The organism is Pseudorhizobium sp. NPDC055634 (genome assembly GCF_053618655.1).
The window spans coordinates 200,229-225,545 of the sequence record NZ_JBSHHW010000007.1 but is presented as its reverse complement, the minus strand read 5'-3'; the positions used below and the strand labels follow the sequence as shown (position 1 = coordinate 225,545).

Here is a 25,317-nt window from a genome sequence, read left to right as displayed (position 1 = left end):
ATGCGCTGCCGGCTAACAGCAGCCTTCGAATGACCTGTGCCATTGCACGAGCGCATCCTCGATGACGGGCCAGCTTCCGGCCAGCGCGTCGAATTTCTTGACCGACTCCTGATAGCTGCGGCGCAGCTCGGTCTCGATGGCGGCAAGGTCGACATCGGGCAGGGTGCCGTTCTCGACGATGGTGCGCCCCGCGACGACGACCTTGCGAACATGCCTTGCGGTCGCCCGAGCGAAAAAAAGATCGACAGGCGCCACGTCGAGGATACGGTCGCGATCCAGACGGTCGTAGTCGAGCTGCAGAAAGTCGGCCGGTTCTCCGACCGCGATCGCTCCGGATCCGCGTGCGCCGATCCCCCGACGTCCATGGGCGGTGCTCTGCAGGAGAAATTCCGCCCGCGACCAGGATGGCGCGAAGCCCTTGCCGGCATGCAGGACATTGGCGAGGCGGATCTCGCGGATCATGTCGTCGTCCTCGTCCAGCGCCTGCCCGTCGATGCCGATCGCGACACCGCAGCCGCGCCGGCGCGCGTCGGCAATGGGGCCGAGGCCGGAACGGAGATGGAGATTGGAACCGGAATTGGTGACGATGCGGCAACCGGCTTCCGCGATCATGTCCAGTTCGTGCGGACGCGCGTGAACGCAGTGCGCCAGCGTCAGCCGTGGCGATAGAAGGCCGATCTCCTTTAGGTAGGTGACGATCCCTTTGGGGAAGGTCAGATCCGCCCATCGCCGCTGATAGGGTGTCTCCAGGAGATGCATGTGGACCCTGCGGCCGGTTTCGGCAGACCGCGATGCGATAGCCCGCAACAGTTCGTCGGAGCACCACTGCACTCCGGCGGGACCGAACTGGACATCGACCATCGGCCCCTCAATTTTCTCCGCGATGCGTTCCGTGACATCGATCAGGTGCCCGGGCGATAGGGGCGGGCGGCAGTAGGTTTCTTTCACGAGGGCCGCGACATCCGGCGGAAGCCTCTCCAGCACCGCCGTCTCGTCGCCGTAGACGAGCGGGTTGCGGTCGCGGATTGCCGGGGCGAAGGCGATCCTCACCCCGACGTCACGCGCCGCCCGCGCCACCTCGCAGGCCTCGTCGACGGGATCGAGCTTGCCGCTCGGCCGCGTGTAATGGACCATGACGGCGCCACAGCCTGACAAGGCAGCCCGTGCGAGCGGCGCCACTGCGGCCATGTAGGCATCGGGCGGGGTGGCAAGGATCGTGCGCGGCAACCATGCCTCGAGCGGCAGGAAGGCGGTGCCGAAGGACGACATCGGGAGCGGCCGGACGTGATCGTGGGCGTTGGCGAGCGCCGGGATGACAAGCGTACGGCCGGCGCCGACCGGTGCCACGCCGGCATCCTCGACGGCGGTGATGACGCCGTCCTGCCAGCGGATCAGGCGGTTCCGCTCCGGACCCTGGGGTTCGCCGATCGTATGGGTGGCGCAGATCTCCCCGGAGCTAGACATCGGCGTTTACCAATTGGACCGGGATGGCGGCCGCGCAGCCTTCGCCCCGGGGATCGTGCGCGCCGTCCACCGCACCATCCTCCCTCAGGCGGATCACTCCGGCCTGTCCGAAGATCGGGGATAACGCGGGAAGCAGAGCAAGCTCATGGCCAAGGCCCAGGAGTGCGTCCGCGGTTTCGGAAGGCAGCGAGCCCTCGATCTTCAGGCTGTCGCGGCTGTCGGAGAAGGTTCGACCCAGCAGGAAGCGCGGCTGGGCAAGCGCCTCATCCGGCGACATGCCGTCGTCGAGCAGGCTGGTCAGCAGCACGGAAAGGGTCTGCGGCTGCCCGTCGGCGCCCTGCGTGCCGTAGAGGAGATGAGGAGCGCCATCGCGGAGCGCGATGCCGGGATTGAGGGTGTAGAAGGGGCGCTTGCCGGGCGCGAGGCAGTTGGGGTGGCCCGGCTCGGTCGAAAAGGCTGCTCCCCGATTTTGCCAGAGAATGCCCGTCCCGGGGACGGTGACGCCGCTGCCCCAGTCGAAATAGGTGCTCTGGAGCACGCTGGCGCAGCGTCCCTCGCTGTCTGCGACGGCGAAGAAGACCGTGTCGGCGCTGTTGGCCGGATGCGGCCAGGGCATGGCGGATGCGGGATCGATGCTGCCGGCCGCGGCCTCGAGGTTGCCGGGCTCGAGCAGGGCGAGAGCCGGCCCGATGCTATCGGTTCCGACGTCCGGATCGCCGATCGATGACCGGGGACCGAATGCCTGCTTGGTCGCCTCCACCAGCAGGTGCATGCGGGCGGAACTCGCCGGAGCGGTCTTCGAAAGATCGAGGCGGGAGAGAATGCCCATGATGGCGAGCGTCGAGCAGCCCTGCGTCGGTGGCGGGGGCGCGAGAAGCAGCGTTCCCCGATAATCGAGGGCCAGCGGGTCGACTTCACGCGTCCGGGTGGCGGCGAGATCAGCCGCGTCGAGCAGCGAGCCGGATTTCGCAAGGCCATCCGCGATCGTTTCGGACAGGGGGCCCTCGTAGAAACTGCGGTAGCCGTCCTCGGCGAGCCGTCTGAGGGTCGCGGCGAGTTCCGGCTGGCGCAATGGGCCCTCGTCGCTCCGATGGTCGAAGATGGCGGCGAAGCCCGGCCATGAAGGGTGTTCTTCGGCCCGGAAATCCAGCCAGAAATCCTGGGACCCGCTCGGGACATAGCCGGCCTCGGCCCGTTCGATCGCCTGGACGAGCAGGTCCCCGAAGCTTTCGCGGCCTTCCCAGTTCGTTTCGCTGAAGGCAAGCGCATGACCCCAGCTATCGACGGCGCAGGCGGAGGTCAGCATCGATGACGGACCGCGCGCGGGGATCGCGTCGCCTGGGACAGTCACCCCGGCGGCGGCCTGGCCGATGCCGAGAAAGCAGCGGCGTCGCCCCTCCCGGTCGCAGACAAGCCAGACGGCGTCACCTCCGAGGCCGCAAAAATGGGGCATGACGACCGCCAGCATCGCCCCGACGGCCACGGCCGCCTCGATGGCGTTTCCGCCCCGTTCGAGGACCGCCCGGCCGGCTTCCGTTGCCAGCGGGTGGGGACTGACGACCATGCCCGATCCCGAGGGGTGGCGAAGTTCTGACTGCATGTGCTGCTCTTGCGGGTTTGGCGCCGGAGGCAGGATGCCCCCGGCGGAGTTCTCGGATCAATTCGCCGTGTAGGACAGCTTGCGCTCCTCGATCGGCGGCAGGAACTGGCGGTTGAAGATCTGCTCCGCCTTCGGCTTGGACGGAAGCTGATAGCCTTCGGCCACGATGTCGATAGACCGTGCAAGGCGGCTGTCATCGAGATCGCCCAGGCCGAGCTTCTCGACTTCCGGCGAGACGATCAGGTTCTCATAGGAGAACTTGAGGCGATCATGCTCGAGGTCCCGCTTCACGAGGTTGTCGAAGGCGACGACCGATTCCATTCCCTTTTCCGTGTCGAGACCGATCTCGATCGCCGCCTTGTTGACGGCGCGCACGAGGCCTGCGACGGCTTCGGGGTTCTCGGCGATCAGCTTCTGGGAGACCATGAGGCCGTTCGAATAGAGGTCGAGGCCGTGGTCACCGAAGAGCAGCCAGTTGTAGTCCTTCGCCGGGTCCTGGCGGTTGTTGATCAGGTTGAACCAGCTGGTGATGTTGAACACCAGGGCGCCGTCGATCTCGTCCTTGATCAGCATCGGCTCCTGCAGGTTGGGCCCCATGTTGTCGATCTTGATCTGGGCCATGTCGACGCCGTTGAGCGTTGCAAGAACGGTCACCAGCCGCGTCGTCGGTGTCCCCTGCGCGCCGCCGAGGGTCTTGCCGACAAGATCGGCGGGCTTCGTGATGTTGGTTTCCTTCTTGCTGACGATGGCGAAGGGAGGCTTGTTCCAGATCTGGTAGACCATGACCGGGGCTTCGTCCGGCCGGGTCGCCGCATTCTGGATGATGGCGTTGATGTCGCCGAAGCCGGCATCATAGCTGCCCGACATGATGCGGGTGACGGTCGCCGCCGAGCCTTCGCCCTGGTCGATGGTGACGTCGAGACCTTCGGCCTTGAAGTAGCCGGCCTCCTTGGCGAGGAGGAAGGCCGCGTCCGAGCCCTGCGTCTTCCAGCCCAGCGTGAGCTTGATCGCGGTGTCGGCCAGCGCGGCGCTGTTGAGGCAAAGGCCTAGAGCGACGGTGGAGAGGAATGTCTTCAGCATGTTGTGCTCCGATTGTTCGAGGGTCAGGCGGTTGTGGTGAGGTTGTCGCGGCGGTTCGCCCATCCGGCGACCCGCATTTCGACGAGGGAGAAGGCGGCGTAGAGAAGGACGCCGAGCACCGCGAGGATGAACAGCCCCGCAAACACCAGCGGCACGTCGAAATTGGAGGAGGCCGTCATCATCACGTTGCCGATGCCGCGATTGGACGCGACGGTTTCCGACAGGACGGAGCCGACGAAGGCGAAGGTGGCCGCAATCTTCAGCGAGGCGAAGAAGAAGGGCATGGTGCGCGGCAGGCCGACATTCCACAGGATGTCGAGCTTGCTGGCGCCGAGCGACTTCAGGACATCCTCGAGCTCCGGCTCGGTCGTGGCAAGGCCGGTCGCGATGTTGACGACGATCGGGAAGAAGCACATCGCCAGCGCCGTCAGGATTGCGGGGACGGAGCCGGAACCGAACCAGAGGACGAAGATCGGCACGACGGCGACCTTGGGGATCGAGGAAAAGCCGATCAACAGGGGATAGGCGGTGTCATAGGCGATCCGCGAGGTGCCGATGCAGGCGCCGATGAAGAGGCCGACCGTCACGCCCAGCAGGAAGCCGACCATCGTCGTCCAGAGGGTCTGCAGGATATGCGGCCAGAGGACGTCCATGCGCTCCACGAGCGTGGCAAGCACCTGGGAGGGGCGGGGCAGGACGAGGTCGGAGACCTGCAGCGCAAGGCAGAGGAATTCCCAGAGGAGGAAGAAGGCGAGAATCAGGAAGGCGGCCCAGAGGCGGCGGCGAATAGAATAGGACATTTCAGGCTTCCTCATGGGCGACGTCGGTGCGGGCATCGATGATCAGTTCCCGCAGATGCTGGTTGAGCGCGGTGAATTCCGGCTCGAAGGTCATGGCGATGGTGCGGGGACGGGCAAACTCCACCGGGCTGTCGTCGATGATCCTGCCGGGGCGCGCGCTCATCACGCAGATCCGCGACGCAAGGAAGCCGGCCTCCTTGAGATCGTGGGTGACGAGCAGAACGGTCGGCTTGCGCTTCATCCAGAGCGATTGCATCGTCGCCCAGAGCTCCTCGCGGGTGAACTGGTCCAGCGCGCCGAACGGTTCGTCCAGCAGCAGAAGGCTGGGATCATGGACAAGCGCGCGGCAGAGGTTGGCGCGCTGCAGCATGCCGCCGGAGAGCTGCCAGGGGTAATGATTGGCGAAACGCTCCAGCCCGACATCGGCCAGAAGGGCGTGGACCCTGTCCCTGAACTCGGTGTTCTTCCTGGCGTGGTAGTGCGAACGGAAGGGCCGGACGATCTTCAACGGCAGCATGACGTTGCGTTCGATCGTCAGCCAGGGCAGCAGCGTCGGGTTCTGGAATGCCATGCCGATGCGCAGGGCGTTGGCGCCGACTTCCTTGCCGCCGACAACCACCACGCCGCGGCTTGGCCGCAGCAGGCCGCTGGCCAGCTTGAGGATGGTGGACTTGCCGCAGCCGGACGGGCCCACAAGAGCGACGAATTCGCCGTCTGCGATTTTCAGGCTCGTTTCCTGCAGGGCAGCGACCGCCTTATCGCCGCGACCGAAGGAGACGGCGGCCTGCGACAACTCCACCGCTACCGGATGCCTGTTGCCCGTTTCTGAAAAATCGATCATGCACTCACCTCAACCTTTTCAGAAACTGTATGCAACGGTCGTGCCAAGTTCGATTCGTCGCAGAATTTTCGGGAGGCGCAGGCCGGCGCAGGCAAGAAATTCTCTCATGCAGAAAATGCATGCAGTTTATGGCGGCATGCTGCATCCAAATCGTGCAGCACCCGGTTGAAGAAGGCGATGCCTTGGATTATCCAGAGCGTCACGAAGGGAGCGAGCGATGGCAGCCGAGAAACGTCAGCCGCGGAGCGAGATCGATCGCGTCCAGGGGATCTGCAACGCCCTTCGCAAGGCGATCATCGAGCGCGCGCTGCTGCCCGGAGACCGGCTGCCGGAAGATGCGCTGGGCGAGCGCTTCGGAGTGAGCCGGACGATTGCCCGGCATGCGCTCGGTCAGCTGGCGGCGGAAGGGCTGGTGGATCTGAGGCGCAACCGGATTGCCGTCGTGGCGACGCCGTCCTTCGAGGATGCCAGGGACATATTCGACATTCGCGTCGACCTGGAACGCCAGGTGGTGCGCCATCTCGCCGGCAAGCTGACGGATGCGCAGGTCAAGCAGTTGAAGGCGATCGTCGAGGCCGAGCACGAGGCGCGCCACGGTGCGGAAGGCACGTCGATCCGGCTCGCTACGGAATTCCACGTCAGGCTGGCGGAAATGACGGGCAAGCCGATCCTGGTCCGCTACGTCACGGAAATCTGCTATCGGGCCGGCTTGTCGCTATCGGCCTTTGCCCGCCCGCATTCTTCCGATTGCGCCGTCAGCGAACATCTGGAACTGATCGAGGCAATCCAGCACGGGCCCGCCGAGCGGGCCTGCGCGTTGATGGACCAGCACCTGGAAGCCGTTGCCTCGCGGGCGCTCCTCCAGAGCACGGGAGCGCGGAGCCGGGACCTGATGGACATCCTGGCGCCCTACGCCGATTGAGCCGGCCTGCCGGCGGCGTTACTGCCGCGCGCAGGAGGGGTCGAGGATCCACTCGGCGCTGTCGTTCCAGACATCCGTCTCGACGATGAGCCCATCGCGCACCACGAACCGGTCCACATAGCGATTATTGTCGAAGGGCCGGCCATCCGGCCATTCCCCATAGAGATGGCCGAGGCTGTAGACGATGGTTTCGCCGTCGCCCGGGATCACATCGTAACGCTCGATGCGCTTCTTCACCCACTTGTAACGCGCCGCATTGAAGCTCGTCGGCCCGCCGGGAGTGTCGAAGACGCGGTTGCCGGTAAACCGGCAGACGAAGGCAGGATCAACGTATCGCGCTGCCCGGACGGGATCCGGTGTCATGGAGGCCTCCAGGTAATCCTTGACTGCCTGAAGGTCCTGCTGGGCGCGAGCGTTCATTTTATGTCCCCGTCTGTTGCCATGATGAGCAATTAATTGCATACAAATAGTGTATTCGATTGCTGTTGCGGCTTCAAGCATGACTTCCAATCCTCTCTTCGATCTCCTCATCCGGAACGCCACCCTTCAGGGAGGCGCGTCGCCGATGGATATCGGCATCCGTGCCGGACGTATCGTCGAGGTCGGGCCTGCCGGGCAGCGGAGTGAAGCCCAGGGTTTCGTCGAAGAGGATGTCGGCGGTCGCCTCGTGCTGCCGGGCTTCGTGGATACCCATGTCCATCTCGACAAGTCCTGCCTCCTCGCCTGCTGCCGTGGCGGGGGGCAAGGGTTGAAGGGCGCGGTCGCGGCGGTCTCGCGATTGAAGAAGGATTTTACGGAAGAGGATGTCTATCGTCGCGGCGCCCGGACGATCGAAATGGCCATCCTGCAGGGGACGATGCACATGCGTACCCACGTGGAGATCGATCCGCGCGTCGGCCTGCGGAGCTTCGCGGCCATCCAGCAACTGAAACGCGACTATGCCTTCGCGCTGGATCTTTCGGTCTGTGTCTTTCCGCAGGAGGGGTTGCTCAACGATCCCGGCACCGAGGCGCTGCTGGAGCAGGCGCTGGACGAGGGTGCCGATCTTCTCGGCGGATGCCCCTATACGGACAGCGACCCGTCGGCGCACATGCAGCGGATCTTCGCGATGGCGCGCAGGCACGACGTCGATCTGGACTTCCATCTGGACTTCGATCTCGATCCCAGCTGGACCCACATGGACGACATCTGCCGCCTGACCGACGCGCAGGGCTGGCAGGGGCGGGTGGCGATCGGCCATGTCACCAAGCTCGCCGCCATGGCCGAGGGCGACTTCGACCGGCATGCGAAGAGGCTTGCCGCGGCCGGGGTCGCGGTCACCGCGCTGCCGTCGACCGATCTCTATCTCAACGGGCGCGACCAGGGCTTTCGTGCCGTCCGCGGCGTGGCGCCGGTGCATATCCTCGCGGAGCGGGGCATCACGACCTCGATCGCCACGAACAACGTGCTGAACCCGTTCACGCCCTACGGCGATTGCTCGTTGCTGCGCATGGCAAATCTCTACGCCAATCTCATGCACATCGGACCGGACGGGTTCGGGCAGTGTCTTGGCCTGATCACACGGGATGCAGCCCGGCTGATGCGGCTCGACAATTACGGGATCATCCCCGGTAGTGCCGCCGATCTGATCGTCCTCGATGCGACGGCCGAAGACGAGGCCTTCGGCAGCATTGCGCCAGCCGTGACAGGCTTCAAGGCGGGCAAAAAGACCTTCGAGAGACGGGCGCGAATTCTCTCCTCTGATATACCCGTCCGGTGATACTCGCGACGTGAACAGCTGCACTGCCGCTCGGCGGAAGGCAGATATTCGCCCGTAAAAGCCCCTCGGCCATGTCTCCGCCGCGCTGCTTCGGCTCTCGATTTCGACCCCGGTTGATCGCGGAGTTCCGTGTCGCCAAAGACCCCCAGATTTGCGCTGTTGTATATTTAGAACAGTTATAAAACACGCCGGTTGTTGGGCTCAATCCGCCTCGCTAGTAACTCGACCGTAATTATCAAGTTAGTGGGGCGACGAGTATGGCGTGGACGGCAGGGCGTAAGCCCAAGGGGAACGGCAGGCGTGGAACAACGGCAACCGCTCGATTGCTGCTTGCGGGCACGATCGGTGGTCTTGGGGGCCATGCATCGGCCCAGCAAGCGGACGGCGATACCGTCCTTGAGACGATCGTGGTGACGGCATCGGGCTTCGAGCAGAACGTCAAGGATGCGCCTGCGAGCATCACCGTCGTAACGCGCGAAGAGCTGGAGAAGGGCGCGTTTCGCGACCTGACCGATGCGCTTCGCGAGGTGCAGGGGGTTGCCGTCACCGGCGTGGCGAACGAGAAGGATATCTATATTCGCGGCCTGCCGGGTGCCTATACGCTGATCCTGGTGGACGGAAAGCGCCAGAGCACGCGCGATGCGCGGCCGAACGGCAGCTCCGGCTTCGAACAGAGCTTCATCCCTCCGGCCGCCGCGATCGAGCGGATCGAGATCGTGCGCGGACCGATGTCCTCGCTCTACGGCTCGGACGCGATGGGCGGCGTCATCAACATCATCACCCGCAAGGTATCCGACTTCTGGTCCGGCAGCGTCACCACGGAAGGCACGCTGCAGCAGCACTCCAAGTTCGGCAACAGCGTGCAGACCTCGTTTTACGCCAACGGCCCGATCCTGAAGGACACCCTTGGCCTGCAGGTCTGGGGCCGCGGCTTCCGACGGGGCGAGGACAACTTCCTGAGCGGCGTCACCGGTGCGAAGGAAGGCGATCTTACCGGTCGTCTTACGCTGACGCCGAACGAAGACCACGACATCTTCCTGCAGGGCGGGCTCAGCCGCATCGAGCGCCAGGCCAGGCCTGGCAACACCCTGGCCGCGACCGATGCGGGCACGGAGCCTAATCACGACCGCGACCACTGGTCTCTGTCGCATACCGGCCGCTGGGGACCGACGACTTCCGAATTCTCCATCCAGCAGGAGTGGGGCCAGCGTACGGTCTACAACTACGATCGCGCGACGGGCCGTTATCTGCGAAACGCGCGCTCGCCCGAGATTCGCAACACGGTCATCGACGGCAAGTTCACGACGCCATTCGATCTCCTCGGCGAACATACCCTCGTGACGGGTGGACAATATCTCGAAGGCCGCCTTTCCGACCAGAACCCCGGACGGCGCACCGGCATCACCGAGACGTTCAGCGTCGAGCAGTGGGCGATTTTTGCCGAGGATGAGTGGAGGATTACGGACGATTTCGCCCTGACCACCGGGCTGCGTCTCAACCATCACGAAGTCTACGGCGAGAACCTCACTCCCCGTATCTACGGTGTCTGGAACGCTACGGAAGACCTGACCATCAAGGGCGGCGTCTCCACAGGCTTCAGGGCTCCCGATATCCGCCAGATCGCTCCCGGTTACGCGATGACCACGGGCGGCAGCGGTTGCTCCTATGGTCCGACGGGAACCTGCGGAGTCATCATCGGTGATCCGGACCTGGAGGCCGAAACCAGCACAAGCTACGAGATCGGCGCGGTCTGGGAGACCGGAGACGTCGCTCTCGGCGGCACCTATTTCTACACGGACTTCAAGGACAAGATCAGCAATGCACTGGTCCTCGACGGTAGCGGTGTGCCCGTTCGCTGGTCGGAAGACCCGAACTACCGGCTCTGGTACAACTACAACATCGACGATGCGGTCATCCAGGGCGTCGAGCTGACGGCGACATGGTACGCGACGCCGGATATCACGCTCCGCGGCAGCTACACCTATACCCATTCGGAACAGCAGACGGGCGACTTCGCAGGCTTCCCGCTGGCACGGACGCCGGAGCACATGGCGAATGTCCGGCTCGACTGGGTTACGCCCGTCGAGGGACTTGAGGCCTGGGTCTCGGGCAACTACCACGGCGAAGAGATCGCCGCGGGAGCACGCATCGGAACCAACGGTGATCCCGTCACCATCAACGGCCAGCCCGGCCGCAAGTACGATGCCTATGCAACGTTCGATATCGGCGCGAAGTACGACATCGGCGAAGGCTTCATGATGAACGCGGCTGTCTACAACGTGTTCGACAAGGAAATCGAGCAGACGGACTTCAATACGGTGGTGGAAGGCCGGCGGTTCTGGCTGAGCCTGACCAAGACCTTCTAAGTCGCGAACACTCGCACCATGTCCCGGCACGCTGAGCGCAGCCTGCCGGTTCTGAAAAGAAAAAGGCTCTGCCGCAGCGATGCGGCAGAGCCTTTTGTCGATCGGGGCTTGTGTAGCCGCGAGCCGGGCGTCAGCCCCGTGTCCATTCCACCTGCAGTTCCTCGCGGAACGCAAAGCGGACAAGATGGCGCACGACGACATCCTCGAGCTGCGGCAAATGCGAGGCGTCCCCCGCCTCGACACGCACGGAGAGTGCCGCGTCGTCCGCGCTGAGGTAACAGTCTCCCGTCATCAGGCTGATCTGTCCGTTCTTCTCGTCGAAGGTAACCGGGCGCTTATGGGCGAAGTGCTTGCACAGCTGCTGCAGATACTTGCTCGCGTGCTCGGTCGGAATGACGGCCCGGCTCGCGACGCGGATTTCTTGTTCGTCCATGATGTCCTCTTTTCCGTTGAGCCTGAATGAGGTGATGCCGCAGGGTGCGCTTGCGCGGAACTCAGGTGTAGTAGACGGCGATACGATTGCCGGCGAGTTCCTGGATCTCGAACGGACAGCCGTATGTCTGCTCCAGCGTGTCGGGACGGATGATCTCGCGCGGGGCGCCCTGGAGGAAGATCTTGCCGTCACGCATGACGATGATGTGGTTGGAGTAGCAGGACGCGAAGTTGACGTCGTGGAGCACCACGACCACGGTCTTGCCGAAATCCCGCGCGGCGTTTCCGAGGAGCTTCATCATGCCGACGGCGTGGCGGATGTCGAGGTTGTTCAGCGGCTCGTCGAAGAGCATGTAGTCCGTGTCCTGGCACAGAACCATGGCGACGAAAGCCCGCTGCCTCTGGCCGCCCGACAGTTCGTCGAGGAAGCGATCGCCGAGGTCCTCGAGCCCGAGATAGCCGAGCGCGCGGGCGATGTGGGCCTGATCGTCAGCGGTGGTGCGTCCCTTGCTGTAAGGATAGCGGCCGAACGCCACGAGGTCGCGGACGGTCAGGCGTGCCGTCATGTGGTTGTCCTGGCGAAGGATCGACAGCCGGCGGGCGAGGATGTCCCCGGAGGTACGGGCAACGTCCAGTCCGTCGACCAGCACCGTCCCCTGATCGCTCGGGATCAGCCGGGCGATCATCGACAGAAGCGTCGACTTGCCGGCTCCGTTCGGGCCTATGATGGAGGTCACGCCCCCCTTGGGCAGTCGGGCGGTGACATGGTCCACAACGGTCGTGTTGCCATAGGCTTTCGTGACGTCGGTGATCTCGATCATCGGGCATGGCCCCTGAGAAGGTAAAAGATGAAGAAAAGCCCGCCCGCGAACTCGATGACGATCGACAGGGCGGTGTCGAAGGCGAAGACCCGCTCGAGGATCGTCTGGCCGCCGACAAGACAGATGACGGACAGCAGGATGGCCGCCGGAAGCACATATCGATGCTTGCCGGTCGGCATCAGGATGTAGGCGAGGTTGGCGACGAGGAGGCCGAAGAAGGTGACCGGGCCGACGAGAGCGGCTGAGACCGAAACCAGTACGGTTACGAGCGCAAGCACGATCAGCGTCACCCGCTGGTGGACCACGCCGAGAGAGATTGCCGTATCGCGCCCCAGCGACATCACATCGAATGTGTGAAAGATGCGAAGCCCGACGAGGCTGGCCGCCCCGATCAGGACCGACGAGATGAGCAGGAGGTCGGAATCCACGGCGTTGAAGCTTGCGAACAGGCGGTCCTGGAGAACGACGAAATCGTTCGGATCGATCAGGCGCTGCAGGAAGCCGGAGACGCTCCGGAACAAGGTGCCGAAGACAACACCGATCAGCAGCAGCAGGTGAAGATCCCGGACCTTGCCGGAAAAGAGGAAGCGGTACAATACCAGCGAAAACACCAGCATTGCGCCGACTTCGACCAGGAACATCAGCCGGGCGTCGATCGCGGAGGTGGCCGCGGCTCCGAGCCCGAAAACGAACAGCGTCTGCAGGAGCATGTAGAGCCAGTCGAAGCCCATGATCGCCGGCGTCAGGATGCGGTTGTTGGTGATCGTCTGGAAGAGGACGGTGGAAACGGCGATTGCGTAGCCCACGAGAACGAGGGACAGGAGCTTGGTGCCCCGGAAAGGCAGGACGAAGCTCCAGTTGCCCCTTGCACCGATGGTCATGAAGGCGACGATCGCGGCGGCCGCAAACGCCGCGATGACCAAGAGGACGAGGATCGGAGAGCGATTTTTCTCAGGCAGCACGGTTTCGTCTCCGAAACAGCATACCGAGGAAGAAGATGCTTCCGATGATCCCGAGGACGGAACCGACGGGGATTTCGTAGGGCGCGTTGACGATGCGGCCGACGGTGTCGCAGACGAGCACCAATGCTGCGCCGCTCAGGGCGATCCACGGCAGGGTATGGCGAAGGCGGTCGCCCATGGCCATGCTCACGAGGTTTGGAACAATGAGGCCGATGAACGGCAGGATGCCGGCCGTCACGACCACGGATGCCGTCACCATGGAGACGATCACCAGGCCGAGGGTGACAACCTTGCGGTAGTCAAGGCCGAGGTTCCTGGAGAAATCCTCGCCCATTCCCGCGACCGTGAACCGATCGGCCGCGACATATGCCGCGACGGTGAGCGCCAGCGCCACCCAGAGGACTTCGTAGCGCCCGCGCAGGACAGCGGAGAAGTCGCCGCTGGTCCACGCACCCATGGCCTGCATGAGGTCGTATCGGTAGGCGAAGAAGGTCGTGCAGGCATTGATGACGCCGCCGAGCATCAAGCCGACAAGAGGCACGAGAACCGGAGACCGCAGCGGCACGCGGCGGAGGATGCCGAGGAAGATCGCAGTTCCCGCCAGGGCGAAGACACTCGCCACCAGCATCTTCATCATGACCGGAAGGCCGGGGGCCAGGAGCAGAACGACGAGCATGCCGAGGCTTGCGGATTCCACAGTGCCAGCGGTAGAGGGTTCGACGAAGCGGTTGCGCGAAAGCATCTGCATGATGGTACCGGCAACGGCCATTCCGGCTCCGGCCAGGATCAGCGCGATGGTCCGCGGAACGCGGCTTCCGGCCAGGACCATCAACATCTTCTCGTCGCTCTCGCCGCTGATCAGGGCGAAGAGGGACACCTCACTGACACCGACAAACAGGCTTGCGACTGCGACGGCGGCGGTAGCCAGCAGGGCAAGAAGAAAGAGCTTCACGAGGTCACCATGAATACAGAGCGGCAGCAACCGGTGAGCCGGTTGCTGCCGTTAACGTCCGATCCTGTCCGCTTACTTGGCGTCGAAGGCCTCGGTCAACTGATTGACGGTATTCTGCATGGCCGTCAGGCCACCGCCGATGAGATACCAGGCCGTCGCGTCCAGATAGACGACCTGTCCCTCTTTCCACGCGGTCGTCTGCGCCACGATCTCGTTGTCGAGGAACTTCGCGGCCGCCTGTCCTTCGCGTCCGATCGCCGCGTCGCGGTCGATCACGAAGAGCCAGTCGGGGTTGCGCTCCAGAATGTACTCGAAGGAGATCGGCTGGCCGTGCTGGCCGACCTTGATGTTTTCATCCGCCTGCTGGACGCCGTAATCGGTGAAGAGCACACCGAAGCGGGATCCCGCGCCGTAGGTGCTCATCTTGCCGCCGGTGGTGAGGATCAGCAGACCCTTGCCGGCGGAGCCCGCCTTTTCCTTGAGAGCCGACACAGATGCGTCGAGCTTCTCGAGAGCTGCGTCGGCCTCGGCCTGCTTGCCGAATATCTCCGCAAGCGTCTCGACATTCTTTCTGGCGCTCTCCACGTAGGCGGTCGGCTCGATCGTCAGATCGATCGTCGGGGCGATCTTGGCAAGATCCTCGAACTTGGCGGAGGAACGGCCGCCGACGATGATGAGGTCGGGCTTTGCCGCGCTGACGGCTTCATAATCGGGTTCGAAAAGCGACCCGATGTTGAGGGTGTCGCCGCCGGAATACTTCGAGAGATAATCGGGTTTTGCGCCCGAGGGCACGCCGTCCACTTCGACGCCCAGCGTGTGCAGGGTGTCGAGGCTTGCCATGTCGAACACCAGGACCTTCTCCGGCGTCGACGGAAGGGTCGTTTCACCCTTCGTGTGCTTGACGACGATTTCGGCAATCGCAGCCGACGGCAATGCCTGGGAGGCAAGCACGGCGCCCGCGACGGCAAAAGCAAGGTGAAGGGTTCTGATCTTTGGGAACATTATCGTCTCCGCGCCCGGCCAACATCCTGGCCAAGATAAGTTGAGTAGCGGGAGCCAGTTATCGAGTGGCCGCAGGTGCCGTCAAATCATCTTTTCTGTAGCGGTTCCAATTTGCGAAAAAAGCAAATGGGCTCGGAGTGAGGTAAAGAAAACTTGAGTGGCGATTGAAGCTTATGGTACGGCGGCCGGCAAGCTCACATCGTCCTTCGCGGTGGAGCAGAGGCACGATAACGCGAAATGGCAAACGACAGCAGACCCCCACAAATCGGCAGGATCAAGCTCCTCCTCGCGCTCGATGCGCTTTTGCGAGAAGGGAGCGCCACGGGGGCCGCGGCAAGCCTCGATCTGCAGGTTTCCGCCGTTAGCCGAATGCTGGGCGAACTGAGGGATCTCTATGGCGATCCCATCTTCATTCGAACCGGGCGCGGCCTTCGTCCCACGCCGTTCGCGGAATCGCTCCGGCTGAGGGTTCGGTCACTTGCGGAGGAGACGGACGCCCTGTTGAAGGGCGAGGGCTGGTCACCCGTCAAAAGCAGCGTCCCGGCCTCCGCCGAGCAGCCCATGGACGGCTGGCAAAAGCGATCAAGGATCGTCGCGCCGCCGCTTGCGGTCAGCCGCGGCAATCATCTCGAAGCCGAACCGACCCCTTCCGGGATCGCCCAGCGGATCGCAGCCATCGGAGACAATGACGAGCCGCAGCGCCGCCTTGCGAAATATATCGCGCTCACGTCACCGGGTCCCGGCCGGAGCCGCCCTCTCGAGACGGAGGAAGCGCGCGACGCGCTCTCCATCATCCTGCGGGGGGAGGCTGATCCGGTCCAGCTCGGCGCGCTTCTCATGACGCTGCAGTATCGAGGCCCGACCGCCCTTGAACTTTCCGGCTTCGTCCAGGCCTTGCGGGAAGCGGCGGCAGGCGCCGTGGGGCGAGCCCCTCGTCCCGATCTCGACTGGCCGGTCTACGTTTCGCCCCGATGGAAGAGGCCGCCCTGGTTCATGCACGCGGCAAGGCTCGTCGCCGCTACGGGCTGCCGTGTCGTCATGCACGGCCACTTCGGCAATGGCGCCGACAGCGGAAAACTCGAAGAGGCGGCGGAGCGTGCCGGAATTCCCGCCTGCCTGACGTCCCGCGACGTGGCTGCTGCCCTCGGCGCGTGCAATATCGCCTATGTGCCGCTTGCCGCCTTCGCACCGCAGGCGCAGGCCATCCTCAACCTGCACCCTCTCTTCGAGACGCGCACGCCGCTCCACAACGTCGTACCGCTCATCAATCCCTTCGATGCGCCGGCCTCGCTGACAGGGGCACCGGGTGGCGCCTCGAGGATCATTTATGGCGACGTTGTGAAGCTGCTGGGGATGAAGAGCGTCACGATGGTGAGCACCGTGCGTGGCTTCGCCCAGATCGTGCCGACGCGGGCGACGACCCTGATCAGGATGATCGACGGCCGGGAAATCAGGGATCGGGTGTCGGTCCCCTCCGAGTTGACCGGCAGCGGCCTGCCCGGCAGCGGATACAGCCAGCGAGAGTTCTGGGAGGCGGTCTGGTCGGGCGCTGCGCGTGACGACAACGCGGAGGCCTCGATCATCTACACCGCTGCGACAGCACTTCTGGCGGCTTCCGGAAGCCCGGACGCCCGCTTCGAGGATTGCCTGTCGCAGGCATCCGCTCAATGGGCCAGGCGAAAGCGATAGCCGGCCGAGTGGTCGGTCAGGGCGGTTGCGCTGCAGGGCACTGCGGCCGTGCGCCATCGCTTTCCAGTTCCATGAACACTTCCGACACCCAGTTGACGAAGGCTCTCAGTGTCGTCGAATGCTTTCGTGACGGAGGATAGAGGGCGTACATTCTGATGCCCTCTACCGGATACTGCGGAAGGATGCGCACGACCTTGCCTGCCGGCTCCGCAGTTCGGAGAATTGCCGACGGCACCTGCGTGATGCCGAGCCCCACGATGGTTGCCGACAGGCATGACTGCAGGTCGCTGAAACCCGCGAAGCATCTGCCGCGCAGCTCGACGCGATCATTCCCGTCGATGAAGGTCAGGCCGCGGAGTTTCCGCGGGGGGACAAAGTAGTAGGACACGACGGCGTGGCCAGCGACCTCTTCCAGGCAGAGCGGGGTTCCGCAGCGCTTCAGGTAGTCGGGGGAGGCGCAGGTCACGACCTCAAGGGTGCCCAGCGGCCTGGCGATCATCGTTTCGTCGCGAATGACGTTTGCCCGCAGAACGCAGTCCACCCCTTCCGCGACCAGATTGATGATCCGTTCCGAGGATGTGATCTCAAGCGTGATGTCGGGGTAGCGGGCATAGAACATCGGCAGGAGGGGAATAATGATTTCGTTTGCAACGCAATGGGCCATGTCGACACGCAGGTTGCCGCCGGGCGCACCCGACTGGCTTGAAACGGCAGCCTCGGACTGCCGTAGGTCCTCGAGCAGCCGGACCGCCTCCTCGTAATACATTGCGCCTTCTGGCGTCAGGCTGACATGGCGGGTCGTGCGGTTGAGAAGGCGGACGCCAAGCCTCAGTTCCAGGGCATTCACAAGCCTGGAAATGGTGGTTTTCGGGACGTTCAGCGCGTCTGCCGCCCCTGTGAAGCTGTGGATCTGCGCAACCTTCACGAAGGCTTCCATAGCAGCAAGCCTATCCATGGCGATCCCCGATTATCTGCTCAGGTGAAACAATCTGTTGCTGGCATGCGCATATATCTGGTCGTGCCTTCCTATATAGATGCTGGCGTCGCTTGCGGGGAAGCACTGTCATGCATTTCCAGTATTTCGGGCCGGATCATATTCGCGATGCACTGCCCTACGACGCATGCATCGACATCATGCGGCTTGCGATGAAGCGCCTGAGCGCCGATCCGACCGATCAGCCGCTGCGTTCGATCTCGCAGATCTCGCCGGGGAAACTCCTGGGGGTCATGCCGGGCTCGCTGTCCCAGACGGGGGTTTTCGGCCTGAAGGTGGTGAGCGTCTTCGAGGGGGTGCGGGACGGCGGACGGTCCGCCCACCAGGGGCTCGTCATCCTGTTCAGTTCCGATACCGGCAGCGTGCTGTGCACGGGTGACGCCGAGGAAATCACGCGGATCAGGACCGCTGCCGCGACGGCGGCCGCCACGGACGCGCTCGCCCGCAAGGAAGCGAGCCGGCTTGCCGTCTTCGGCTGCGGCGTCCAGGCGCGCTCCCATGTCCTCGCCCTGAAGCATGTTCGCGCGCTGTCTGACGTCGTCGTGTGGGGACGGAGCCATCCCGTGGCGGCCAGATTTGCCGATGACCTCGCCTCGGAAACGGGGCTTCCGGTGCGTGCGGAGGCAGATGCCGAGCGCGCGGCGTCCGGTGCCGACATCATCTGCACGGTCACGGCCGCGCACGAACCTGTTCTTTTCCGGGAATGGGTCGCACCGGGCACTCATGTCAATGCCGTCGGCTCCAGCAGGCCCGGCCCGACGGAGATCGACGACGCGCTGGTCGCGGCGAGCCGGTATGTCGCCGACTACCGCAGGTCGGCGCTGGCGGCGGCGTCGGAGTTTCTGAACGCGAAGGCGGCCGGCATCATCGATGACGATCATATCGTCGGCGAAATAGGCGAAGTCCTGTCGGGGCGGATTGCCGGGCGCACCTCCGCCGATGAAATCACCCTCTACAAGTCCCTGGGGCACATAGCCCAGGACCTGTCGGCGCTTGCCCACGTCTACGCAGTCTCCTCGACGTAAACGAGCATCGCTCCAATGACCGGGTCCAGGGGCGTTCACGCGCCCCGGCGATCCCTCGCGCCCAGAAAAACCCAGGAGGACACAGAGATGCTCAGATCAAGCTATTTCGGAACGCTGAAGGTCACGCTGGAGCCGGCGTTTCCGCTCGGCGATACGCCGGAAGGACACAGGCTGGTCGTCAATGCGACGGGCGGGACACTCGAAGGGCCTAGTGTGTCAGCCGAAGTGATGCGCAGCGGGGGAGACTGGGCGCGGATACGAAACGACGGAAGCGGCGCCGTCGATGTAAGGGGACTGCTGAGGGCCGATGACGGGTCGCTTCTTGGTCTCCGTTTCGAAGGCCGGTTCCTCATACCGCCGCCGCTGATGACCGACGTCTTCGCGCCTTCGACTGACACGATTGTCGATTCCTCACGATATTATTTCCGCATCGCCGCCTATTTCGAGACATCGAGCAAAGAGTATGCCTGGCTGAACCGGTCGGTCTTCGTGGGCGTCGGCGCGTTCGGGCGCAATGCCGTGTCGTATGATCTCTACGAAATACAATGACGTTATAGTACTCTGCCGGACAGGCTTGTCCCAGGACATGTGGTGAGCTTTGCAACCAAACATTGCGCCGCCTCATTGACACCGTGTGGAATTTGTCGATCACCGCACGGGCGGAATTAAGCGCGTCCTGTTGGAAGACGCAGTCTGCCTGTCCCGAAGGGGTATTGATGATGGAAATGCCGGATGCGTCGGGCTCAGGGAACCGGAAAGTGCTGTCGCTCGCCCAGCCCGGGGCCGTGTCAGGGGGCGACGTGGCCGAACGCACCTCCGCCCGCGGCCTTGAGCGGTTCATCGCCGGCCACACGCTGGTGAGCGGAGACAGCCCGGCCTGGAAGGATCTGTTCGTGCAGGTCCACTCGCGACAGAGCAGGCAGGAACCGTTCCTCGTTCCTGCCGTCGCCGAACCGCTCGTCGTCTGGGTAATGTCGGGCGAGGCGGTCGTGGAGGAGCGGGATCTTCACGGGGAATGGGTCGCAAGCCACGTCACGGCGGGCGATTTCTTCCTTACCTGTTCCCCGACGCCCTACGAGATGCGCTGGCATTCCATCGGGTCTGCTCCCTTCCAGGTCATGCACCTTTATCTGGCCATCCCGCTTTTCGAGCATGTCGCCTCGGAAGTGCTTGGCCGGAGCGGCGCCCCGGCACTCCGCGACGTTTCGGGAGGCAAGGACGAGCAACTGTCGCATCTGCTGGCGCTCATCCACCGGGAACTGACGGCCGAGGGACGGGGGAGCGAGTTCTTCATCCAGGGGCTTGCCAACAGCCTCGCGGTGCACCTGCTCCGGACCTATGCGACAGGCGACGAGGTCGATGACCGGCAGGCGGCGTTGCCCGGCTTCAAGCTGCGGCGGGTTGTCGCCTATCTGGAAGCTCATCTCGCCGAGCCGTTCAACCTGACGCGGCTGGCGGAAACAGCCGGTATGAGCGAGTTTCATTTCAGCCGTCTTTTCAAGAAGGCGACGGGGCTCTCGCCCTCCCGCTACTTCATACGCAGGCGCGTTGCCCGCGCCGAGCAACTGCTTCTCGAAACGGATTCGAGCATCATCGAGATCGGCATGACGGTGGGATATTCGAGCCCAAGCCACTTTGCGCAGGTCTTCAGGCGGGAAACCGGCCTGACGCCCAGCCACTACCGCAGGAGCTGATTTCCGACGATCCCGCGCATTTCGCGCAAGATCGCGACAGGTCCAGCAAGGCTCCGTGAGAAAGGGGCCCCCGAAACGCCTAGCTTCCTCCCTGTCAGAACCAGACGCCACCCTCAGGTGGTCTTCAGGACAAGGAGTAAACAATGACCAAGCTCAACGGAAAGATTGCACTGGTAACCGGCGCGTCGAGCGGGATCGGCGCCGCCACTGCCGAAAAGCTTGCGGAGGCAGGTGCCAAGGTCGGCCTCGCAGCCCGCCGCACCGACAAGCTCGAGGAACTCAAGGCAAAGATCGAGGCCAAGGGCGGAGACGCGCTCGTCATCCCGCTCGACGTTGTCGACCAGGCATCCGTCGATGCAGGGGTAGGGACGCTGATCGATGCCTATGGCTCGATCGACATCCTCGTCAACAATGCCGGCCTGATGCCGCTCTCCGACGTGGACCAGTTCAAGGTCGAGGAGTGGCACCGGATGGTCGACGTGAACGTGAAGGGTCTGTTGAACATCACGGGGGCCGTTCTGCCCCAGATGATCAGGCAGAAATCCGGACACGTCTTCAACATGTCGTCGATTGCCGGGCGAAAGGTCTTCAAGGGCCTGTCGGTCTACTGCGCCACCAAGCATGCGGTCGCGGCCTTCTCCGACGGGCTGCGCATGGAAGTGGGGGCGACGCACAACATCCGCGTCACCTGCATCCAGCCGGGCGCCGTTGCAACCGAGCTCTACGACCACATCACCGACCCCTCCCATCGCCGGCAGATGGACGAACTGGCCAACCAGATGACCTTCCTTCAGGGCGAGGACATCGGCGATACGATCGTCTTTGCGGCCCAGGCGCCGGAACACGTGAATGTCGCCGAACTCTTCGTCCTGCCCGTTGAACAGGGATGGTGACACCCCGCCTTGCCGGTCCCTGCCTGCGGGCAGGGACCTTCGAAAGGAGATCGAAATGAAGGAAGTTGCCGCATCACAAACCTATCGCCTGCTGGAGCCTGGCCCGATCGTCATGGTCTCCACCAGCGACCACGGCAAGCCCAACGTCATGACCATGGGCTTCCACATGATGATCCAGCACGATCCACCGCTGATCGGTTGCGTGATCGGTCCCTGGGATCACAGCTATCACGCCCTGCGCGAGACCGGCGAATGCGTCATAGCCGTTCCCGGGGTGGATCTGGCGCAAACGGTCGTCGATGTCGGAAACTGCTCCGGGGCCGAGGTGAACAAGTTCGAGAAGTTCGGCCTGCGGATGCGGCCCGCCAAGGACGTGTCCGCGCCGCTCCTCGACGATTGCCTGGCCAATATCGAGTGCCGGGTAGCCGATACCCGGCTCGCCGATCCCTACAACCTCTTCATCCTCAGGGCCGAGAGGGTCTGGATCAACGAGAGACCGAGGGAGCGACGGACCCTGCATCATTGCGGCGACGGCCGCTTCACCGTCGACGGCGAAACCCTGGACCTCCGAGAACGCATGGTCAAATGGCGCCACCTGACCTGAGCGGGGCCTGCAATGGGCAGCCGCGCGGCCGGGCGAGCCCCATCCGGGGCTGGCGGCGGCGCCCGAAGATCGAGAGGCAGGGCGAGGCTCTCCTTAACCATTTGTTAATCAGTGAGCGGGATAACTTCGGGTTGTGACGTGTTGCTCGCACGCGAGTGGAAGGCCTTCCATCGCATGCAGACTCGGACGTCGCCCTTCTCGGCGCGGGAAACAGGCATATATCGCCTGTCGCATGACGTTCCTTTGCGCGCTGCTCGTTCGAGCACTGTTATCTCCAACATTGCCTCCCCTCTGGGATTTTCCACTCGAAAGGGATTTGGCATGTGGGCGCAAATTACTTTGCATGCGGAGCCGATCACGTGACGTCACCCATTTCCTCGCTGTCGCCCAGTCACATCCGCGCGTTGTCGGCAAGCGAGGTAGGCGCACTCTCGACTTCCGAACTCGCCAGCCTCTCGACCAGCCAGATCGCCGCCCTTAACTCCGACCACATCGCCGCACTCGGCCCGCAGCATTTCCAGGCTTTGTCGCCAACCCAGGTGGGCGCAGTCGCCGCCCGGGCGATCGTCGGTCTCGGGGTCAGCCAGATCGCCGTCTTGTCGGCGCAGCAGATACAGGGCATGTCATCCGTCCAGGTCGGGGCGCTGTACAGCGAGCAGCTGGAGGCCCTGACGACTGCGCAGGTCGAAGCGCTCACGTCAAATCAGATACGAGCCCTGTCTTCCGCGGATCTCGCCGCGCTTTCGCCTGCAGACATCGCAACATTCTCGCCGGACGAGATCGCGGCTATCAACAACAGTGCCATTCGAGGCCTGTCCGAAGCGCAGCTCGAAGGCCTGTCGGCGTCCCAGATCAGGGCGCTGACCAATACCCAGATCTCCTCCCTGACGGCCGGTCAGATCGCGGTGCTCGCGGAAGCACAGATCGACAGCCTTACCGACGCACAGATCGGGGCATTCAACCTCCGGCAAGCGGGCGAGCTGGATCTGGCAGGCTTTCCGGCCGATCGGATTTCGGCATTGTCCTCCACCTTCATCCGCGGCCTGGACCCCGATCGCTTTTCGACTTTCGGCACCGATCAGCTCAAGGCGCTGACGTCAGGTCAGCTTGGCGCACTGACGACGCTGCAGCTCCAGGCCCTGTCTTCCGACCAGATACAGGCCTTCGGAACGGCGCAGATCGAGGCGCTCACCGCACGGCAGGCCGGGGGGCTCGATCTTGCAGCCTTCACCACCAACCAGGTCGAGGCCCTTTCGAGCGGTCTCCTCTCCGCGCTGAAATCCGAGCAGGTCGCTGCGCTGACGACCGAGCAGGCAGCCGCACTGACGAGCGAGCAGATCGCCTCGCTTCGCGGCGCGGCGCTCGCCGGCCTCGAGGCAGACGATATCAAGACGTTCACGCCGAACGAGATTGCCGCCATCACGACGGCTGCCATCCGCAGCCTGTCGACGGAAGCCCTGGCGGCACTCGACAGCGACCAGATCAAGGCTCTGACCTCCGGCCAGATCGGCGCACTGACGGCACTCCAGCTCCAGGCCCTGTCTCCCGACCAGATAAAGGCTTTCGGGACGGAGCAGGTCGGGGCCCTGACGAGCCGGCAGGCTGCCGGGGTGGACCTAGCGGTCTTCGCTGCCGACCAGATCGGCGCACTTTCGACCGGTCTGCTGGTTTCGCTGAATTCCGGGCAGGTCGCCGCGCTGACGACCGAGCAGGCAACAGCGCTGACGTCCGGCCAGATCGCGGCGCTTCGCGGCCCGGCTCTCGCGGGGCTCGAGGCTGCCGACATCCAGACGTTTACCTCGCAGGAAATCGCCGCCATCAGCCCGGCCGCCATTCGCCACCTGTCGAGCGCGGCTCTCGATGCGCTCGTCAGCGATCAGATCAAGGCGTTGACCTCGCAGCAGATCGCCGGACTGACGACCCTCCAGCTTCTGGGCCTGTCTACCGATCAGATTCAGGCCTTCGGAACCGCGCAAATCGAGGCGCTCAGCGCGCGGCAGGCGGGCGGGCTCAACCTCGGAGCCTTCACCACCGAGCAGGTCGGAGCATTCTCCACCGGTCTCCTGGCATCGCTGAGATCCGACCAGATCGCCGCGCTGACGGTCGACCAGGCAAGGGCGCTCACGAGCGAGCAGATCGCCGCCCTCCGTGGCACGGCGCTCTCCGGTCTCGAGGCTGAAGATATCGCAACCTTCACATCGGACGAGATCGCCGCCATCGGCACCGCTGCCATTCGCAGCCTCTCGTCGGTCGCTCTCGCGGCCCTCGAAGACGACCAGATCAAGGCGCTGACCTCCGGCCAGATCGCCGGACTGACGACGGTCCAACTCCAGGCATTCTCCACCGACCAGCTTCAGGCCTTCGGGACGGAACAGGTTGCGGCCCTTACCAGCCGACAGGCCTCGGCGCTCAACCTCGAAAACCTTACCACCGTGCAGATCGGGGCGCTTTCGACCGACCTGCTCGGCTGGCTGACGTCGCAGCAGGTTGCCGCCCTGACGACGGAGCAGGTTGGCGCGCTGTCCGAAGAACAGATTGCATCGTTAAGGGCTCCGGCCCTGGCTGGTCTCGAGTCCGAAGACATTGCCTCCTTTACACCCGAGAAGATCAGGGCGCTCACGAGCAGCGCGTTGCGCGGGCTGACAAGCGGCGCCATCGCCGCGCTGGATAGCAGCCAGATCCAGGCGCTGACGTCGGGACAGGTTTCGTCCCTGACCGCGGCACAGATCGAGGCGCTGACCTCATCGCAGATCGAAATGCTCGATTCCAATCAGATTGCGGCGCTGACGAGCGGACAGATCGCGGCCATGCTTCTGGAGGACATCCAGACGTTTACCGACGATGAGATAGCAGCGATTTCAACGGGCGCTATCCGCGGATTGTCGGCGGAGCTTATCGGTGGTCTCGACACCGCACAGCTCGATGCCATTACCGGTGACCAGGCGCGCGCGATGAACAGGGCGCAGGTCGAGGCCGTGATTGCAAGCTACGCCCGGTTCTAAGCTTGGCGGACGACTTGGTTTTGCGCGTGTGACGGCACTGGGTATCGTCTGATTATGTTTCGCAAGTATCTTAGATGATCTTACTTTTCTAAATAACCATGTAACGTAACTGGAAGAATTTTTCTTATGTTAAATCCCCATTAATACTTGCGGTATAGTTTCTTCCATGAAGGCGGGGGCCTCGTACGTTTCGGACAGCGCGTTGTGTGCGACGAAACGTGAGCCGGTTGCCCGCATTCCGGCACAGGAATCGGATGCCAAAGAGCTCCGGATGCATGACGCCTTTCCAGTGCGCAGGCTCGTCGAGCCATGTCTCACCAATCTTTGTCTTCTATCGAAGGTGATGCCCGGCAAGCGTTCGCGTCCGGCGCGGCCGCCGACAAGATACGACATCTGCACTGCCAACTGGAGATAT

Annotated in this window: 22 protein-coding genes; 10 read left to right on the top strand and 12 right to left on the bottom strand. The window is 63.7% G+C overall.

What is annotated here, in order from left to right:
- Positions 1–12 precede the first annotated feature (12 nt).
- The 5 genes from ACWGPT_RS13690 to ACWGPT_RS13670 are packed head-to-tail and all read right to left on the bottom strand — an operon-like array spanning position 13 to position 5,785.
- On the bottom strand, positions 13–1,464 hold the full coding sequence (locus tag ACWGPT_RS13690; protein ID WP_452606157.1) for an amidohydrolase family protein: 1,452 nt from the start codon (positions 1,462–1,464) through the stop codon (positions 13–15).
- Positions 1,457–3,064, bottom strand: coding sequence for a gamma-glutamyltransferase family protein (locus ACWGPT_RS13685; RefSeq protein ID WP_452606156.1), 1,608 nt, complete (start codon positions 3,062–3,064; stop codon positions 1,457–1,459). The genes ACWGPT_RS13690 and ACWGPT_RS13685 overlap by 8 nt, the downstream gene beginning before the upstream one ends.
- A 57-nt stretch (positions 3,065–3,121) precedes the next feature.
- Positions 3,122–4,144 (bottom strand): ABC transporter substrate-binding protein, encoded by a 1,023-nt coding sequence (locus ACWGPT_RS13680; RefSeq protein ID WP_452606155.1) that lies wholly within the window; start codon positions 4,142–4,144, stop codon positions 3,122–3,124.
- Between the two features lie 23 nt (positions 4,145–4,167).
- Positions 4,168–4,944, bottom strand: a complete 777-nt coding sequence (locus ACWGPT_RS13675) for an ABC transporter permease (RefSeq protein WP_452606154.1) — start codon at positions 4,942–4,944, stop codon at positions 4,168–4,170.
- 1 nt (position 4,945) lies between these two features.
- Entirely contained in the window at positions 4,946–5,785 is an 840-nt protein-coding gene (locus ACWGPT_RS13670; protein WP_452606153.1) for an ABC transporter ATP-binding protein, read from the bottom strand.
- A 217-nt stretch (positions 5,786–6,002) separates the two neighbouring features.
- On the opposite strand from ACWGPT_RS13670, the gene ACWGPT_RS13665 reads away from it, so the two are divergent.
- Positions 6,003–6,707: a GntR family transcriptional regulator gene (locus ACWGPT_RS13665; RefSeq protein ID WP_452606152.1), complete on the top strand. Its 705-nt coding sequence runs from the start codon at positions 6,003–6,005 to the stop codon at positions 6,705–6,707.
- An 18-nt stretch (positions 6,708–6,725) separates the two neighbouring features.
- Here the strand turns inward: ACWGPT_RS13665 and ACWGPT_RS13660 are convergent, their stop codons facing one another.
- Positions 6,726–7,127 carry a nuclear transport factor 2 family protein gene (locus ACWGPT_RS13660; RefSeq protein ID WP_452606151.1) on the bottom strand — a complete coding sequence of 134 codons (402 nt, stop codon included), beginning with the start codon at positions 7,125–7,127 and terminating at the stop codon, positions 6,726–6,728.
- 79 nt (positions 7,128–7,206) lie between these two features.
- On the opposite strand from ACWGPT_RS13660, the gene ACWGPT_RS13655 reads away from it, so the two are divergent.
- Positions 7,207–8,466, top strand: a complete 1,260-nt coding sequence (locus ACWGPT_RS13655; protein ID WP_452606150.1) for an amidohydrolase family protein — start codon at positions 7,207–7,209, stop codon at positions 8,464–8,466.
- 257 nt (positions 8,467–8,723) lie between these two features.
- The gene (locus ACWGPT_RS13650) at positions 8,724–10,832 is read left to right on the top strand and encodes a TonB-dependent receptor domain-containing protein (RefSeq protein WP_452606149.1); all 2,109 of its coding nucleotides are present in this window, start codon (positions 8,724–8,726) and stop codon (positions 10,830–10,832) included.
- 130 nt (positions 10,833–10,962) lie between these two features.
- On the opposite strand, the gene ACWGPT_RS13645 is transcribed toward ACWGPT_RS13650, so the two are convergent.
- The 5 genes from ACWGPT_RS13645 to ACWGPT_RS13625 form a co-directional block, all read right to left on the bottom strand.
- A complete protein-coding gene (locus ACWGPT_RS13645; protein WP_452606148.1) occupies positions 10,963–11,265 on the bottom strand; it encodes a DUF2218 domain-containing protein in 303 nt (100 codons plus the stop codon).
- Between the two features lie 61 nt (positions 11,266–11,326).
- Positions 11,327–12,085 (bottom strand): iron ABC transporter ATP-binding protein, encoded by a 759-nt coding sequence (locus ACWGPT_RS13640; RefSeq protein WP_452606147.1) that lies wholly within the window; start codon positions 12,083–12,085, stop codon positions 11,327–11,329.
- On the bottom strand, positions 12,082–13,044 hold the full coding sequence (locus ACWGPT_RS13635) for an iron chelate uptake ABC transporter family permease subunit (protein ID WP_452606226.1): 963 nt from the start codon (positions 13,042–13,044) through the stop codon (positions 12,082–12,084). The genes ACWGPT_RS13640 and ACWGPT_RS13635 overlap by 4 nt, the downstream gene beginning before the upstream one ends.
- A complete protein-coding gene (locus ACWGPT_RS13630; protein WP_452606146.1) occupies positions 13,037–13,999 on the bottom strand; it encodes an ABC transporter permease in 963 nt (320 codons plus the stop codon). Before ACWGPT_RS13630 ends, ACWGPT_RS13635 begins: the two co-directional genes overlap by 8 nt.
- Before the next feature lie 72 nt (positions 14,000–14,071).
- Positions 14,072–15,001 carry a siderophore ABC transporter substrate-binding protein gene (locus tag ACWGPT_RS13625; RefSeq protein ID WP_452606145.1) on the bottom strand — a complete coding sequence of 310 codons (930 nt, stop codon included), beginning with the start codon at positions 14,999–15,001 and terminating at the stop codon, positions 14,072–14,074.
- Between the two features lie 237 nt (positions 15,002–15,238).
- On the opposite strand from ACWGPT_RS13625, the gene ACWGPT_RS13620 reads away from it, so the two are divergent.
- Complete coding sequence (locus tag ACWGPT_RS13620) at positions 15,239–16,690, top strand: glycosyl transferase family protein (RefSeq protein ID WP_452606144.1); 1,452 nt, start codon at positions 15,239–15,241, stop codon at positions 16,688–16,690.
- A 16-nt stretch (positions 16,691–16,706) separates the two neighbouring features.
- On the opposite strand, the gene ACWGPT_RS13615 is transcribed toward ACWGPT_RS13620, so the two are convergent.
- Positions 16,707–17,645 carry a LysR substrate-binding domain-containing protein gene (locus ACWGPT_RS13615; RefSeq protein ID WP_452606143.1) on the bottom strand — a complete coding sequence of 313 codons (939 nt, stop codon included), beginning with the start codon at positions 17,643–17,645 and terminating at the stop codon, positions 16,707–16,709.
- A gap of 110 nt (positions 17,646–17,755) precedes the next feature.
- On the opposite strand from ACWGPT_RS13615, the gene ACWGPT_RS13610 reads away from it, so the two are divergent.
- From ACWGPT_RS13610 to ACWGPT_RS13585, 6 genes are all read left to right on the top strand, one after another.
- Complete coding sequence (locus ACWGPT_RS13610) at positions 17,756–18,709, top strand: ornithine cyclodeaminase family protein (RefSeq protein WP_452606142.1); 954 nt, start codon at positions 17,756–17,758, stop codon at positions 18,707–18,709.
- An 87-nt stretch (positions 18,710–18,796) separates the two neighbouring features.
- The gene (locus ACWGPT_RS13605) at positions 18,797–19,258 is read left to right on the top strand and encodes a DUF3237 domain-containing protein (RefSeq protein WP_452606141.1); all 462 of its coding nucleotides are present in this window, start codon (positions 18,797–18,799) and stop codon (positions 19,256–19,258) included.
- Between the two features lie 167 nt (positions 19,259–19,425).
- Complete coding sequence (locus ACWGPT_RS13600; RefSeq protein ID WP_452606140.1) at positions 19,426–20,403, top strand: helix-turn-helix domain-containing protein; 978 nt, start codon at positions 19,426–19,428, stop codon at positions 20,401–20,403.
- A gap of 143 nt (positions 20,404–20,546) precedes the next feature.
- Positions 20,547–21,296, top strand: a complete 750-nt coding sequence (locus tag ACWGPT_RS13595; RefSeq protein WP_452606139.1) for an SDR family oxidoreductase — start codon at positions 20,547–20,549, stop codon at positions 21,294–21,296.
- Between the two features lie 55 nt (positions 21,297–21,351).
- Complete coding sequence (locus tag ACWGPT_RS13590) at positions 21,352–21,900, top strand: flavin reductase family protein (protein WP_452606138.1); 549 nt, start codon at positions 21,352–21,354, stop codon at positions 21,898–21,900.
- Between the two features lie 359 nt (positions 21,901–22,259).
- Positions 22,260–24,902, top strand: a complete 2,643-nt coding sequence (locus tag ACWGPT_RS13585; protein ID WP_452606137.1) for a hypothetical protein — start codon at positions 22,260–22,262, stop codon at positions 24,900–24,902.
- Positions 24,903–25,317 lie beyond the last annotated feature (415 nt).